This window comes from Acidimicrobiales bacterium (assembly GCA_035531755.1).
Lineage (GTDB): Bacteria > Actinomycetota > Acidimicrobiia > Acidimicrobiales > UBA8190 > DATKSK01.
This window is the reverse complement of the sequence record DATKSK010000003.1, coordinates 35,454-50,378: the sequence shown is the minus strand read 5'-3', so window position 1 is coordinate 50,378 and position 14,925 is coordinate 35,454. Positions and strand designations below refer to the sequence as shown.

At 72.6% G+C, this 14,925-nt stretch carries 12 protein-coding genes; all 12 read right to left on the bottom strand.

The genetic code is table 11. The features are described from left to right. Positions 1–11: 11 nt before the first annotated feature. Complete coding sequence (locus tag VMV22_00650; protein ID HUY20825.1) at positions 12–1,973, bottom strand: Rne/Rng family ribonuclease; 1,962 nt, start codon at positions 1,971–1,973, stop codon at positions 12–14. Positions 1,974–1,997: 24 nt separating this feature from the next. After that, positions 1,998–2,693, bottom strand: coding sequence for a TIGR03936 family radical SAM-associated protein (locus VMV22_00645; GenBank protein ID HUY20824.1), 696 nt, complete (start codon positions 2,691–2,693; stop codon positions 1,998–2,000). Next, entirely contained in the window at positions 2,690–4,660 is a 1,971-nt protein-coding gene (locus tag VMV22_00640) for a TIGR03960 family B12-binding radical SAM protein (GenBank protein ID HUY20823.1), read from the bottom strand. Before VMV22_00640 ends, VMV22_00645 begins: the two co-directional genes overlap by 4 nt. Before the next feature lie 13 nt (positions 4,661–4,673). Beyond that, complete coding sequence (gene mrdA / locus VMV22_00635; GenBank protein ID HUY20822.1) at positions 4,674–6,962, bottom strand: penicillin-binding protein 2; 2,289 nt, start codon at positions 6,960–6,962, stop codon at positions 4,674–4,676. Then, positions 6,959–7,492: a rod shape-determining protein MreD gene (gene mreD / locus VMV22_00630; protein ID HUY20821.1), complete on the bottom strand. Its 534-nt coding sequence runs from the start codon at positions 7,490–7,492 to the stop codon at positions 6,959–6,961. The genes mrdA and mreD overlap by 4 nt, the downstream gene beginning before the upstream one ends. Further along, positions 7,489–8,334: a rod shape-determining protein MreC gene (gene mreC, locus VMV22_00625; GenBank protein HUY20820.1), complete on the bottom strand. Its 846-nt coding sequence runs from the start codon at positions 8,332–8,334 to the stop codon at positions 7,489–7,491. The genes mreD and mreC overlap by 4 nt, the downstream gene beginning before the upstream one ends. A 125-nt stretch (positions 8,335–8,459) precedes the next feature. Continuing rightward, positions 8,460–9,491 carry a rod shape-determining protein gene (locus tag VMV22_00620; protein ID HUY20819.1) on the bottom strand — a complete coding sequence of 344 codons (1,032 nt, stop codon included), beginning with the start codon at positions 9,489–9,491 and terminating at the stop codon, positions 8,460–8,462. A gap of 229 nt (positions 9,492–9,720) precedes the next feature. Further along, entirely contained in the window at positions 9,721–10,131 is a 411-nt protein-coding gene (gene ndk / locus VMV22_00615) for a nucleoside-diphosphate kinase (protein HUY20818.1), read from the bottom strand. Continuing rightward, positions 10,128–11,504, bottom strand: coding sequence for a folylpolyglutamate synthase/dihydrofolate synthase family protein (locus tag VMV22_00610; protein HUY20817.1), 1,377 nt, complete (start codon positions 11,502–11,504; stop codon positions 10,128–10,130). The genes ndk and VMV22_00610 overlap by 4 nt, the downstream gene beginning before the upstream one ends. Positions 11,505–11,521: 17 nt before the next feature. Further along, the gene (gene clpX, locus VMV22_00605) at positions 11,522–12,796 is read right to left on the bottom strand and encodes an ATP-dependent Clp protease ATP-binding subunit ClpX (GenBank protein HUY20816.1); all 1,275 of its coding nucleotides are present in this window, start codon (positions 12,794–12,796) and stop codon (positions 11,522–11,524) included. A gap of 28 nt (positions 12,797–12,824) precedes the next feature. Beyond that, the gene (locus VMV22_00600; protein HUY20815.1) at positions 12,825–13,466 is read right to left on the bottom strand and encodes an ATP-dependent Clp protease proteolytic subunit; all 642 of its coding nucleotides are present in this window, start codon (positions 13,464–13,466) and stop codon (positions 12,825–12,827) included. After that, a complete protein-coding gene (gene tig, locus VMV22_00595; GenBank protein HUY20814.1) occupies positions 13,463–14,911 on the bottom strand; it encodes a trigger factor in 1,449 nt (482 codons plus the stop codon). Before tig ends, VMV22_00600 begins: the two co-directional genes overlap by 4 nt. Positions 14,912–14,925 lie beyond the last annotated feature (14 nt).

Sequence of the window (14,925 nt, the reverse complement as noted above, 5' to 3'; positions counted from 1 at the left end):
GCCCGACAAGCTTACAGCAGCGTGTCGTCGAGCACGATCCCGCGGCCCCCGCAGATCGTGCAGGTGCTCGAGAGCGACTCCACCAGGCCCTCCGAGACCCGCTTGCGGGTCATCTCCACGAGACCCAGTTCGGAGATGTCGAACACCTGGGTCCGGGTCTTGTCGCGTGCCAGCGCCGAGCGCAGGGCGGCGGCCACCCGGTCCCGGTTCTCCCGGATCTCCATGTCGATGAAGTCGATGACGATGATCCCCCCGATGTCCCGCAGGCGCAGCTGGCGGGCGATCTCCTCGGCGGCCTCGAGGTTGTTGCGGTAGACGGTCTCCTCGAGGTTCGAGGTCCCCACGTTCTTGCCGGTGTTGACGTCGATGACGGTGAGGGCCTCGGTGCGCTCGATGATGATCGAGCCGCCCGACGTCAGCCACACCTTGCGGTCGAGCGCCTTGTGCAGCTGTTCGTGGACGTGGAACCGCTCGAACACCGGGAGGTTCTCGGCCTGGGGGTCGTAGTACTCGACCCGGTCGGCGAGCTCGGGGTTCACCTGCCCGATGTAGTCGCGGACCTGGGCGAACAGCTCCTCGTCGTCGATGACGACACCGCGGTACTCGCGGTTGAATTCCTCGCGCACGATACGCACCGCCAAGTCGGGCTCGCGATACAGCAGGCCCGGCGCGCTCGACCGGCCCGCCTCGGCCTCGATAACGGCCCACTGCGACACCAGCCGGTCGACGTCGTGGCGCAGCTCCTCCTGGCTGGCCCCTTCGGCCGCCGTGCGCACGATGAGGCCGTGGCCGGGCGGCCGGACCTCGTCCACGATGCGGCGCAGGCGCTTGCGCTCGTTGTCGTCGAGGCGCTTGGAGATGCCGAACGCCGTGGAGTTGGGCACCATGACGACGAAGCGCCCCGGCAGCGACACCTCCTGGGTGAGCCGGGCCCCCTTGGCGCCGATGGGGTTCTTGGTGACCTGGCACAGGATCACCTGGCCGGGCCGGAGCATCTCCTCGATGCGCGGGGAGGATTTCTGAGCCGTCTCGATGTCGTCGCGGTCGTAGCGGACGTCACCCCGGTAGAGCACGGCGTTCTTGGGCGTGCCGATGTCGATGAAGGCCGCCTCCATGCCCGGCAGCACGTTCTGGACACGGCCCCGGTAGATGTTGCCGTCGATCTGCGTGGCGTCGTCGGAGATCCGCGACACGTAGTGCTCGACCAGCGTGCGCCCTTCCAGCACGGCGATCTGGGTGGCATGGGGCCGCACGTGCACGCACATCAGGTACCGGCCCACCGGGCGGCCCCGGCGCTCCCGGCCGCTCTTGCGGCGCGACCGGCCCCCGGCGGGCGACCCCTCGCCGGTGTCGTCGTCGGCGTCCCCACCGCCCGGGGCCGGCGCCGCCACCACCGACGACGCCGGCGCCGGGCGTTTGGCGCCGCGCGGCGCGCGGGTCGCCGGGCTCGCAGGCGCCACCGCGGCCGCCGGTGCGGGGGTGGCGGGGACGCGGGCGGGACGGGTGTCGCCGATCCTCGGGCGCGCCGGGGGCGGCCGCGTGTCGCCGAGCCGGGGCGACGGCGCCGCGGTGGGGACGACCTCGGCGATCGTGGCGGTCGCGCCCGCGACGGCGCCGACGGCGGCGACGTCGGCAGGCGCCGCCCCGGCCTCGCCGCCCGCGTCCTCGTCGGCCCCGGCCTCGCCGCCCGCGTCCTCGTCGGCCCCGGCCTTGCCGCCCGCGTCCTCGGCGGCACCGGCCGGCTTGCGCCGGCGGCGGTTACGGGATGCGCCGGTGGAGGACGGTGGTGACGGCGAGTCGCTCGAGGGCGCGTCGCCGGTGGGCGCGTCGCCGGTGGGCGAGCCGGTCGATGCCGAGCCGTTGGACTGGGGCTCGTGCGGCGCAGCGTCGCTCGACGCGGGGTCGGTGGATGCGGGCACGGACGGCGAGCCGGTCGGCTCGGCCGCCGGCGGCCCGGCGCTCGTATCGGACATGGGGATGATCCCTTCTCGTACTGCTCACGAGGCGCGCTCCCAGGTGAAGGCGGCACCGGTGTGGTCCGCCACGAGGGGCTCCCCGCGGGAGCCGTCGCGCTCGATCAGTTGACGGGTTCTGCGGGCAAGGCCGAGCTCGATGCCCATCGCCTGGGCGAGCTCGGCGGGACGGACGCCGCGTGGCCTGGTGCCCAGCTCCGCGAGGAGCAGGGCCCCGGTCGCACCGGCGCCGGCTGACGACAGCGCCAGCACCGAGGGGCGCAGGTCGTCGACCACGGCACGCCCCTTTCGCTCGCGCCGGATGGGGAGGGAGGCGGCCCCGAGCACGCGCTCGATGGCCGCACCGAGGTCGTCGGGATCACCCGGCACCTCGATCTCCCAGGTACACGAGGACACCATTTCCTGGAGCGACGGGGCGCCGTGCTCGAGGACACCCGCGGCGACGACGTCGACGCCGTCGGGCAACAGTGGCCCGACGAGTGCGCCGAGGTCGACCGGGTCGACGGGCGTGGCCAGCGAGATGTCGAGGTACTCGGCCACCGATTCGCAGCCGGTGGGCAGGGCGAGGCCGAAGCTCAGCTGGGGGCGCGGCGAGAACCCCGCGGTGTAGGCCACCGGAACGCGGCCCCGGCGCAGGGCGCGCTCCCACATGCGCGCCACGTCGCGATGGCTGGTCCAGCGCACCCGCCCGACCTTGGTGAAGCGCGCCCGCACCTTCATGCCGATCGCGCCCCGCCCACCGCGGCGACGATCGGCGCCTTGTCGAGGAACCGCACGGGCACCGCACCCCCGGTCGCCAGGTCCTGGCCCGTCCCCTGGCTGCCGCCCGCCGGGGGGACGGCGGAGGCGACCATGTGCTCGACGCCGAGGCCGGTGCAGGCCCCGCAGTCGTAACAGGGGGTCCAGCGGCAGTCCTCCAGGCCGTGCTCGGCCAGCGCCTCCTGGAAGTCCTGCCACAGGAAGTCCCGGTGCAGGCCGGCCGACAGGTGGTCCCAGGGCAGGACCTCGTCCTGCTCCCGGTGGCGGTACACGGCATCGGCGAGGTCCAGGCCCGCGGCGTCCAGGGCGTCGCGCCACAGGCCGAGGTCGAAGTGCTCGGACCACTCCTGGAAGGTGCCGCCGGCCCGCCACACGTGCTCCACCACCGCGCCCATGCGGCGGTCCCCCCGGCTCACGATGCCCTCGGCCGCGGTGGCCTCGGGGTCGTGCCAGCGCAGGGTCAGCCCGCGCGTGGCCCGGGCCTCGTCCTTGAGCAGCCCCACCTTGCGCCGGAGCTCCTCGATCGTGTTCTGCCCGAACCACTGGAACGGGGTGTGCGGCTTCGGCACGAATCCGCCGACCGAGGCGGTCACGGTGACGGAGCGGTGGTGGCGTCGGCCGATCTCCACGCAGTTCCGGGCCAGGCGGGCGATCCCGAGCACGTCCTCGTCGGTCTCGGTCGGCAGGCCGATCAGGAAGTACAGCTTCACGCGCTGCCAGCCCTGCGAGAACGCGGCGTCGACGGCGGCGTAGAGGTCCTCCTCGCGGATGAGCTTGTTGATCACCTGGCGCATGCGCCACGTGCCGCCCTCGGGGGCGAAGGTGAGCCCGGTGCGCCTGACCTTCTGGATCTCCGCCGCCAGGCCCACGGTGAACGCGTCCACCCGCAGGCTCGGGAGGCTCACCGACACCTGGCCCGAGCACTCGGGGTCGTTGATCACCGAGGACACCGCACCTTCGATGCCGGAGAAGTCGGCGCTCGACAGCGAGGTCAGCGTCACCTCGTCGTACCCGGTGCGGGCCAGCCCCTCGCGCACCATCCGGTCCACCTGCTCCACGGGGCGCTCGCGCACCGGGCGGGTGATCATGCCGGCCTGGCAGAACCGGCACCCCCGCGTGCAGCCCCGGAAGACCTCGACGTTGAGCCGGTCGTGGACGACCTCGACCAGCGGCACGAGCTGCTGCTTCGGGTAGGGCCACTGCCCGAGGTCGGCGATCGTCCGCTTCTCCACGCGCGCCGGGACGCCGGCGAGGCGCGGGACGACACCGGTCAGGCGCCCGTCGTCGTAGACCGGCTCGTAGCACGAGGGGACGTAGACGCCCGGGACCGCCGCCAGGGCCACGAGCAGGTCGGGGCGCGACCTGCTCCCCGCGGCCTGCCAGGCCCCGATCACCTCGGTCAGCTCGCCCACCGCCTCCTCGCCGTCGCCCAGCACGAAGGCGTCGACGAAGTCGGCCAGGGGCTCGGGATTGAAGGCGCAGTGGCCCCCCGCCACCACCAGGGGGTCGGTGGGGCCCCGGTCGGCGCTGCGCACGGGCACGCCGGCCAGGTCCACCAGGTTCAGCACGTTGGTGTAGGTCAGCTCGGCCGAGAGGTTGAAGGCCAGGACGTCGAACGCCGAGGCCGGGAGGCTCCCCTCGAGCGAGAACAGCGGGACCGAGGCGGCCCGCATGGCGGCCTCCATGTCGGTCCAGGGGGCGTAGGCGCGCTCCGCGACGGCGTCGTCACGCTCGTTCAGGATCTCGTAGAGGATCTGCAGGCCCTGGTTGGGCAGCCCGATCTCGTACGTGTCGGGATACAGCAGCAGCCAGGCCACGCGCCCGGGTGCATGGACGGGACGGAGCGCCCCGAGCTCGCCGCCGATGTAGCGGGCGGGCTTCGTGACCTGGGCCAGGAGAGACTCGATCCGTGGCCACAGGGAGGTCATGTGCCCGCCGAGTCTAGAGCCCTCCCCGCGGGGCCCGGCGCCGCTGCGGGGGAAGGGCCCCCGCCGTCGTGGAGGTGGCCACCGTCGTGGTGGTGCCGCCCGCCCCGGTGGCGCCGGCCGCCGAGCCCGGCTGGGCCGGGGTGGGCGGGGCCGGGGCCGATGGTGTGGCCGGCGCCGGCGGCGCCAGGCTGGCCGGGGCCTCGGGGTGGGCCACGAGGTAGTCGAAGCCCTGGCGCGCCACCGGGGCGGCGGCCAGGGACCCGTACCCACCGCCCTGGACCACGACGGCGATGAGGTACCGGGGGTGCGGCAGGGGCCCCCACCCGACGAACCACGAGTTGGGCTGCTGCTCGTTGGTCGTGGCGGTGCCGGTCTTGCCCGCCAGAGGGAAGGTCGACAGGGGGAAGCCGGCGAACGCCGGGGCGGCGGTGCCCTTGGGGTTCTGGACGACGCCTTCGAACCCCGACAGCATGGCCTGGTAGTTGGCGGGCGAGTAGTCGACGTGCCCGGCGACCTTGGGGGAGATGGTCCGGAGCACCCTGCCGTGGGCGTCGACGAACCCGGCGGCGACCTGCGGCACGTAGCGGGTCCCACCGTTGGCGAAGGTGGCGAACGCCACCGCCTGCTGGAGCGGGGTGATCACGGTGCCGCCCTGGCCGAAGGCGAGCTCGAGGTTGTTCCCCGTGAACCACCCGCCGTTGGGGTAGGCCTTCGGGTACTGGGCGTGCTCGCGGGCCACCACCGCCGGCGAGTCCACCCGCCCGAGGTCGGTCTCGCCGGGCAGGTCGATGCCGGTCACGATCCCGTAGCCGAGCTGGGTGGCGGCGTCCTGGATCGGCGTCGGGCCGTAGCGCCCGTTCGCCTTGTACGCGTCCCAGAAATTGACGCCGAGGTTGTAGAAGAAGATGTCGCTCGACACGGTGAGGGCCTGGGACACGTTGATGCGGCCCCCCACCTCGCCCTCGTTGTCGTGGTACACGGCGCAGCCCGACCCCCCGGTCTGGCACCCCGGGATGGTGTACGAGCCGGTGTCGTTGATCACGGTGCCCGGCGAGATCAGGCCCGTCTGCAGGGCGGCCGTGGCGGTGGCGAGCTTGAACGTCGACCCCGGCGTGTACAGGCCGGCGATGGCGTTGTTGTTGAGGGCGCCCGACGACCGCAGCTGGTCGTAGTGCGTGGTGGAGATGCCGTTGGTCCACCACGTGGGGTCGTAGGTCGGCGACGACACGAGCGCCAGCACGGCGCCCGTCTGGGGGTCGAGGGCCACCGCCGCGCCACCCTTGGAGGCGCCGTGGAACGTGGCGATCTCGGCGTCGAGTGCCTGCTGCAGCGTCTGCTGGAGGCCGGCGTCGACGTTGGTCACGAGGTCGGCGCCCGACTTCGGCGGCGTCTCGCCGAGGCTCCCCACGACCTGGCCGTGGGCGTCGACCTCGACCCTGTCGACACCGGGGTGCCCCCGCAGCTCGGCCTGGTACTGGCCCTCGAGCCCGCTCTGGCCGTAGAGGTCGCCGAGCTGGTAGCCGTCGGACTGGTGCGCCTGCAGCTGCGAGCTCGAGATCTGGCCGACGTAGCCGAGCATCTGCACCCCGGTCTGGCCCATGGGGTAGGTCCGGTTGGTGTCGGCGACCGTCGACACGCCGGGGAAGGCGGAGGCGTGCTCCCCGATGTAGAGGACGTCGGCGAGGGGCGCGTTCTCCAGGATGGGCACCGGCTTGTACAGGCTGTACTGGACGTTGGCCAGGTCGGCCTGGATCTGGGCCACGGGGATGCCGAGGAGCGCGGCGAGCTGGCCGACCACCTCGGGGTGCTGCTGGGCCGCCACCCGCGACAGCGTGATGTCGCGCGTCACCTGGTCGCTCACCATGATGTTGTCGGTGCGGTCGAGGATGAGCCCCCGCGGCGCGGGCACCTCGACGGGCCGCACCTGGTTGGCCACCACCGTCTGGGTGTACGCCGACTTGTCGAGCACCTGCAGGTACCACAGGCGGATGAACATGAGCGAGAACAGCGCCAGTGCGGCCACGCCCAGCACGCGCAGCCGGATCACGGGGCGCGGCGCCGACGGCTCGCTCACCGACATGACGCGGTCGACGACCGAGCGGCGCGGGCGCATGCGCGGCCCCCGGGGCTCGTGCGACCGCGCCGGGCGGGGGGCCTTCGGCTTGGGGTACAGGCGCGCGCCGCGCAGCGGGTGGCGCAGCCGGCCCCCGCCCACGCGCTGCGGGCGGGGGGGGCGCGGGGGGCGGCGCGGCGTGTCGGCCGAGCGCAGCGCCAGCGCGAACCGGCGGCGGCGGACCCTCATCGCAGCGCCCCGCCCATCTGGGCGCCGTGGCCGTGGGCCGGGCCCGGCGGCGGGACGGCCCATGCCACCATGCGCAGGACGGGGATGGCCAGCAGCGCCGCCGACGGTGCTCCCACCGCCAGGGCGGGCGCCAGGTACGCCCTGAGCATCGCGGGGTCGCCGAGCACGGCCCCCAGGATCGCGTAGGCCCCCATGCCGGCGGCGGTCGCGGCCACGGCGACGACGGGCGGCAACCACCACGAGCTGCGGACGAGCCCCCGGGTGGCCAGGCCGGTGACGAACCCGAGCAGGCAGCCGATGAGCGCGGACAGGCCGAACGGGGTGGGCAGGAACAGGTCGGCGACGAGGCCGGTGACGAAGCCGAAGACCGCCCCCCGGTCGGGCCCCGCCGCGTAGCCGGCCATCACCGGCAGCAGGAGCATCATGTCGGGGTGGGCGCCGCCGGCGCGCACCGAGTCGAGCAGGGTGTGCTGCACCACGAGCACCACCGCCACCACCAGCGTCGACCGGGCGACATCCGCGCTCGTCATGATCCCGACTGCCACTGCAGGACGTCGACGTAGGTGAGGACGTCGAGGTCGGCGAGGGGCTGGGCCGTCACCGTCTCCTGCGTGGCCGACGGTGTCGACGACACCGACCGGACGCGCGCCACGGGGATGTCGGGCGGGAACTGGGCGTGCTGGAGCCCGCTCGTGGTGAGCACCTCCCCCGTGTGCAGCGGCACCCCCGGGGCGACCAGGTTCACCGCCAGGTCGCGGCCCAGGCCCGATCCCTGGACCAGGGCGAGGTCGTCGCCGGGGCCGAAGCGCACGCCGACCGACGACCGGACGTCGGTGACGAGGCGCACGGTGCACCCCGAGGACCACACCTCGATGACCTGGCCGACGAGGCCGGCCCCGCCGACCACGGGCATCCCCACCGCCACCCCCTGCCTGCTCCCCTTGTCGAGCTCCACGGTGGCGGTGAAGTCCGACGGGCTCAGCGCCGTCACCTGGGCGACGACGGTGGGGATCCCCCCGGTCCAGGGCAGCGCGTCGAGGCGGTCGAGGGAGCGCACCGCGTTCTGGAGCGCCTGGCGGGAGAGCGCCTGGCGCTGCAGGGCACCCAGCTGGCGACGGAGCTTGGCGTTCTGGTTCTCGAGGTCCCCGGCGTGCACCGCCCCCGACAGGAAGCTCCCCACGGGCCGCACCACGTCGTCCACGGCGTGCTGGACGGGTGAGAAGGCGTCATGGGCGCCGCGCTTGGCCCACGAGATGACGCCGTGCGCCTGCCCCCGGTAGTCGAGGGTGATGATGGTGATCGACGCCACCACCAGCAGGGCGATGGTCATCCCGCGGCGGGCGCGCCGGGTGCGCCGTGTCCTCCTCGGCATGCGGGACCCTACTCAGGCAGGGCTGACGGCCCCGCCGGCCGGGCCGGCCTCCGCAGCGCGCCACCGGGCGGTCCCGCCGCCCCGCGTGCCGGCCGAATCGGCGCCGCGCCGGGCGCGGGCCCCCATCACCCGGCGGAGGACGTGATGAGGACCTGCTTGAGGGCTTCGAATTCCTCCAGGCACTGCCCGCTGCCGATGGCCACGCAGTTGAGGGGGTCGCGGGCCACCACGATGGGCATGCCGGTCTCCTCCTGCAGACGGGCGTCGAGGCCGTGGAGCAGGGCGCCGCCCCCGGTGAGCACGATCCCCTGCTCCATGATGTCGGCCGCCAGCTCGGGCGGGGTCTTGTCGAGGGTGACCTTCACGGCGTCGATGATGGCCGACACCGGCTCGTCGATCGCCTTGCGGATCTCCTCGGTGGAGACCACGACGGTCTTGGGCAGACCGGTCACGAGGTCGCGGCCCCTGATCTCGGCGTGCAGCTCCTCCTCGAGGGCGAAGGCCGACCCCAGCGCGATCTTGATCTCCTCGGCGGTGCGCTCGCCGAGGGCGAGGCTGTACTCCTTCTTGATGTAGGAGATGATCGCCTCGTCGAGCTCGTCGCCCCCGATGCGAACCGACTGGCTCGTGACGATGCCGCCCAGGGAGATGACGGCCACCTCGGTGGTCCCGCCGCCGATGTCGACGACCATGTTCCCCGTCGGCTCGTGCACCGGGAGCCCCGCACCGATGGCGGCGGCCATGGGCTCCTCGATGATGTAGGCCTTGCGGGCGCCGGCGTACTCGGCCGCCTCCATGACGGCGCGCTGCTCCACGCCGGTGATGCCCGACGGCACGCAGATCACCATGCGCGGCTTGGCGAAGCGGCGCTGGTGGACGCGCTGGATGAAGTAGCGGAGCATCTTCTCGCAGATCTCGAAGTCGGCGATGACGCCGTCCTTCAGCGGGCGGATGGCCTGGATGTGGCTGGGCGTGCGGCCGATCATGCGCTTGGCCTCGGCGCCCACGGCGAGGGGCCGACCGTCCTTGACGTTCACCGCCACGACCGAGGGCTCGTTGAGGATGATGCCGCGGCCTCGCACGTAGACGAGCGTGTTGGCGGTGCCGAGGTCGACCGCCATGTCGCGGCCGAGCAGGAAGAACCGGTTGTCCCTCATGGGCGTCGATCCTCGTGATGGAGCGGGGGCCGTCGCCGGATCCGGGCGGCCTCCCGCCGGTACTGGGGGTTGGCACAAGGGTACGGGACCATGCGCGACCACACAAGGCGACGCCCGGGACGCCACCGCCCGCGTTGTCCCTGCTGCCTGCGAGGACGCGCCGACGGCGCCGTCCACCACCCCTGGCCCCCGGGACGCCACGGCGGGCGTTGCCGCCGGGTGGCGGCCGTCAGACCAGGGACGGGAAGAAGATCCCGATCTCGCGCGCCGCGGACTCGGCGGAGTCCGACCCGTGCACCAGGTTCTCGGTCAGCAGCGATCCCAGGTCGCCGCGGATGGTCCCCGGCGGGGCCTCGGCGGGGTTCGTGGGGCCCATGAGCGTGCGCACGGTGCGCCAGGTGTCCTCGGGGCCCTCGACGGCGAGCACCATCGACGGCGACCGGGTGATGAAGGCCACCAGGTCCCGGTAGAAGGGCTTCCCTTCGTGCTCCCGGTAGTGCCGGGCGGCGGTGTCCTCGTCGATCCGCCGGAGCTCGGCGGCCACCAGGCGCAGCCCCTTGCGCTCGAGGCGGCCCACGATGTCCCCCACCAGTCCCCGTTCGACGGCGTCGGGCTTGCAGATCACGAGCGTGCGATTCATGGACCGGAGAGGCTACCGGGAGGGGCTTGCTGCGTCGATCCGACGAGCAGCGCACGGGCGTCCGCCACCACGTAGAGCGACCCGGTGACGACGAGCGTGCCGTCAACAGCCACCCGCCCGCGGGCGAGGGCCAGCGCGTCGGCCACCGTGTCGGTGGACACCGCCTGCAGGCCGAGGGCGCGGGCCGCCTCGGCGATCACCGTCGCCGGCAACGCGCGCGGCGACGGCGCCGTGCACGCCACGACGGTGTCGAGCCCCGCCGCGGCCAGCGCCTCGAGCACCGCACTCGGGTCGCGCCCCTGGAGCATGCCGATCACGACCACCGCCCGACCGCCGGCGCCCAGGTCGTCGACCAGGGCGCGGGCCAGCGCGTGGGCGCCCGCCACGTTGTGCGCCCCGTCGAGGACGACGAGCGGGGACCGCCCGACGATCTCGACGCGCCCGGGGACCCGCACCGCCGAGAAGGCCTGCTCGACCACGTCGGGCGACAGCGGGGCCGCGAAGAACGCCTCGGCCGCCGCCAGGGCGCACGCCGCGTTGTCACCCTGGTGCGCCCCGTGCAGCGGCAGGTACACCTCGGGGTACGAGGCCCCGGGCGTCCGCAGGTCCAGGAGCCGGCCCCCCACGGCGACCCGACTGGCGTCGCAGGCGAAGTCCCGGCCGCGCACCCAGGTCTCGACCACGCCGTTGGCCTCGGCCGCCCCGAGGAAGACGTCGAACAGCCCGGGCTCGGTCTCCCCGAGCACGAGCCGGCACCCGGGCTTGATGATCCCGGCCTTCTCGGTGGCGATGTCCAGCAGCGTGGGGCCGAGGATCTCGACGTGGTCGTAGCTCACGTTGGTGACGACGGCGACATCGGGCTCGACGACGTTGGTGGCGTCCCAGCGGCCGCCGAGGCCCACCTCCACCACGGCCACGTCGACGGGGCTGTCGGCGAACCAGCGGAACGCCGCCGCTGTCAGCAGCTCGAACCGGGTGAGGCGGTCGGTGAGCAGGGGCTCGACCAGCCGCAGCGCCTCCAGCACTTCGACGAGGTCGTCGTCGCCGATGGGCTCACCGTCGCGGGCGATGCGCTCGTTCACCCGGGCGAGATTGGGGCTCGAGTAGGTCCCCACCGTGAGCCCGTTGGCCATGAGCAGCTCGCTCAGGATCTTGGCGGTCGACCCCTTGCCGTTGGTGCCCGTCAGGTGCACCACCGGACAGGCCCGCTCGGGATCGCCCAGCAGCCGGCACAGGGCCCGGATGCGATCGAGCGTGGGGGCGCCCACGCGCGTCGGCATGGACCGCTCGTAGTCCGTGTGGTCGTCGAGCCAGGCGACCATCTCGTCGCGCGCGACGCGCCCGGCGTCGCCGCCCTCGTGGCGGACGGGCACCGCGGGTGGGAGCCGCGTCAGGAAGCGGCCCGACGGGTGCGAACGGTCTTGGCCGGTTCGCCCTGGGGCACAAGCGTCGGGTGGACGCGGTCGAGCACGACGGCACGGTCGATCAGGCACCGCCCGACGTCCGAGCGACTCGGGAGGTCGTACATCACGTCGAGGAGGACCTCCTCGAGGATGGCGCGCAGGCCCCGGGCCCCCGTGCCCCGCAGCATCGCCTGCTCGGCGACAGCCTCGAGGGCGTCCGGGGCGAACTCGAGCTCCACGCCGTCGAGCTCGAAGACACGGTGGTACTGCTTGACGAGAGCGTTCTTCGGCTCCACCAGGATCTGGATCAGGGCGACCTTGTCGAGGCTCGACACGGCACCCACGACCGGGAGCCGGCCGATGAACTCGGGGATGAGGCCGAACTTCATGAGGTCCTCGGGCAGGACGTGGCGCAGGACCTCGGCGTCGCGGGCCTCGGTGCTGCGGCGTACCTCGGCTCTGAAGCCGATGCCCTTGCGGCCGATGCGGCTCTCGATGATCTTGTCGAGCCCGGCGAAGGCGCCGCCGCAGATGAACAGGATGTTCGTCGTGTCGATCTGGATGAACTCCTGGTGGGGGTGCTTGCGCCCCCCTTGGGGCGGCACCGAGGCCGTGGTCCCCTCCAGGATCTTGAGCAGCGCCTGCTGCACTCCCTCACCCGACACGTCCCGCGTGATCGAGGGGTTCTCGCTCTTGCGGGCGATCTTGTCGATCTCGTCGATGTAGATGATCCCGGTCTCGGCCCGCTTGACGTCGTAGTCGGCCGCCTGGATCAGCTTGAGAAGGATGTTCTCGACATCCTCGCCGACGTACCCCGCCTCGGTGAGCGCCGTGGCGTCGGCGATGGCGAACGGGACGTTCAGCATGCGGGCGAGCGTCTGTGCCAGCAGCGTCTTGCCGCAGCCGGTCGGGCCCAGCAGGAGGATGTTGGACTTCGCCAGCTCGACCTCGGCGGTCTGCGTCGGGCCGGCCTGCACCCGCTTGTAGTGGTTGTAGACGGCGACCGACAGGATCTTCTTGGCGTACTCCTGCCCGATGACGTAATCGTTCAGGAAGTCGAAGATCTCACGCGGCTTGGGGAGCTCCTCGAACGACAGCTCGGTGGTCTCGGCCAGCTCCTCGGCGATGATGTCGTTGCACAGATCGATGCACTCGTCGCAGATGTACACGCCCGGCCCGGCGATCAGCTTCTTGACCTGCTTCTGGGACTTGCCGCAGAAGCTGCACTTCACGAGGTCCCCACCGTCCCCGAACTTCGCCACCGTCTCCCCCTTCGTCCCTTGGCCGAGCCTACGCCGCGCCGACGGCTTCGGCTGCGCCCACGGCGTCCCGGCTGGTGATGACCTCGTCGATCAGCCCGTAGTTCACAGCTTCCTCCGCCGTGATCACGAAGTCGCGGTCGGTGTCCCGGGCGATCTTCTCGACGGACTGGCCGGTGTCGTCGGCGAGCATCGAGTTGAGGAGGTCGCGCATGCGGATGATCTCCTTGGCCTGCAGCTCGATGTCGCTCGCCTGGCCGGCGGCGCCACCCCAGGGCTGGTGCAGGAGGATCCGGGCGTGCGGGAGGGCGAAGCGCTTGCCCTTGCCCCCGGCGGCCAGGAGGACCGCCGCCGCGGACGCCGCCTGGCCGAAGCAGAAGGTCGACACGTCGGGCTTCACGAACTTCATGGTGTCGTAGATGGCGAACAGCGCCGTGATGTCCCCGCCGGGCGAGTTCACGTACAGATGGATGTCCTTGTCGGGCTCCTCGTACTCGAGGAAGAGCATCTGCGCGCAGATCAGGTTGGCCACCGTGTCGTCGATGGGCGTCCCGAGGATGATGATGCGCTCCTTGAGCAGCCGGGAGTACAGGTCGTACCCACGCTCGCCGCGGCTGGTCTGCTCGATGACCGTGGGAACGAGATAGCCGTGTGCATCACCGGTGCCGCTCATGACTCGGCCTCCACGGTGGACCGCTCCTCAACCTGCACGCCCTCGCTCCCTTGCTCGCCGGGCCCGTCCGCCTCGGCGGTGCCCTCTCCGCCGCCGACGGGATCGGCGCCACCGGTCAGTTGTGCTCCGACGTCCGCCCGCAAGACGTCCCTGGCGACAGGCTTCCCGTCCTCGTCGACCAGGTCGACGTGGTCGAGGAGCCAGGTGAGTGCCTTCGCCTTCCTCCTGTCCGAGCGTACCGCGGGGAGCCTGCCTGCGCGGTCGAGTCGGCGGTGGAGATCTGCGGCCGTGGTGCCCGCCTGATGGGCCATCTCCTCCACCGCTTCCTCGAGCTCGTCGTCGGTGACCTGGATGTTCTCGGCGTCGACCAGGGCGCGCAGCGCGAGATCGAGACGCACCGCCCGGGCCGCGTCGGCACGGATCTCCGAGAGCAGGTCGGCCTCGTCCCGGCCCGAGGCCTGCAGGAACTGCTCGACGCTCAGGCGGCGGGCCTCCAGCCGGTGGCCGAGGTCGTGGAGGCGTTCGCGGACCTCCTCCTCGACGAGGGACGCGGGCGGGTCGTCGGCCACCAGGCCGACCAACGCGTCGAGGGTGCGCTCCCGCAGGGCGAGCTGGGCCTGCACCACCTTGATCTGGCTCAGCCTCGACCGCAGGTCGTCGCGCAGCGCCTCCAGCGTGTCGAACTCCGACGCCTCCGACGCCCACTCGTCGGTCGCCCGGGGGAGCACCTTCTCCTTGACGTCCTTCACCAGCACGCGGATCTGAGCCTCGTCCTGCGAGCCGTCCTCGGCGCGCACCGGCGCCGCGAACTGCAGGATGTCCCCGGGCTTGGTCCCGCGGAGCTGGTCGTCGAGGCCCACGATGTCGGCGCCGCTCCCCACCTCGTAGAGGTAGTCCTCGACGTGCAGGTCCTCGCCGCGCGGGCGTATGCCGGTGAGGTCGATGGAGACGTAGTCACCGTCCCTGGCCGCCCGGCCCACGGCGGTCAGTTCGCCACCCTGCTCGCGTAACCGGTCGAGCTGGGCGTCGACTTCCTCGTCCGTCGCCTCCACGCCCGGGAGCGTCACCTGGAGCCCGGCGTAGCCGGCGATCGACACGACGGGCCGGATCTCGACCACGGCGTCGAAGGTCACCGGGCCGTCGTCCTCCCCCGAGGTGATGTCGATCTCCGGTGCGGCGATGGGGTCGAGCTCGGTGTCCACGACAGCCCGGGCGTACATGTCGGGCAACGCGTCGTTGAGCGCCTGTGCACGCAGGGCGGCCGCGCCACCGAAGCGCGCCTCGAGGACGGGCCGGGGCACCTTGCCCGGGCGGAAGCCGGGGACGCGCACCTGCCGGGCGAGGCGGCGGACCGTTGCGTCGAGGGCCTCGTCGACCTCGGACTCGTCGACTTCGACCGAGAGACGGACCCGGTTGCCCTCGACCGGCACGGCGGTGGCACGCATAAGGAAGGCAGAGT

What these genes read in the sequence shown, in the direction of transcription:
- VMV22_00650 (HUY20825.1), bottom strand. Translation starts at nt 1,973, where the DNA reads ATGTCCGATACGAGCGCCGGGCCGCCGGCGGCCGAGCCGACCGGCTCG.
- VMV22_00645 (HUY20824.1), bottom strand. Translation starts at nt 2,693, where the DNA reads ATGAAGGTGCGGGCGCGCTTCACCAAGGTCGGGCGGGTGCGCTGGACC.
- VMV22_00640 (HUY20823.1), bottom strand. Translation starts at nt 4,660, where the DNA reads ATGACCTCCCTGTGGCCACGGATCGAGTCTCTCCTGGCCCAGGTCACG.
- mrdA (HUY20822.1), bottom strand. Translation starts at nt 6,962, where the DNA reads ATGAGGGTCCGCCGCCGCCGGTTCGCGCTGGCGCTGCGCTCGGCCGAC.
- mreD (HUY20821.1), bottom strand. Translation starts at nt 7,492, where the DNA reads ATGACGAGCGCGGATGTCGCCCGGTCGACGCTGGTGGTGGCGGTGGTG.
- mreC (HUY20820.1), bottom strand. Translation starts at nt 8,334, where the DNA reads ATGCCGAGGAGGACACGGCGCACCCGGCGCGCCCGCCGCGGGATGACC.
- VMV22_00620 (HUY20819.1), bottom strand. Translation starts at nt 9,491, where the DNA reads ATGAGGGACAACCGGTTCTTCCTGCTCGGCCGCGACATGGCGGTCGAC.
- ndk (HUY20818.1), bottom strand. Translation starts at nt 10,131, where the DNA reads ATGAATCGCACGCTCGTGATCTGCAAGCCCGACGCCGTCGAACGGGGA.
- VMV22_00600 (HUY20815.1), bottom strand. Translation starts at nt 13,466, where the DNA reads ATGAGCGGCACCGGTGATGCACACGGCTATCTCGTTCCCACGGTCATC.
- tig (HUY20814.1), bottom strand. Translation starts at nt 14,911, where the DNA reads ATGCGTGCCACCGCCGTGCCGGTCGAGGGCAACCGGGTCCGTCTCTCG.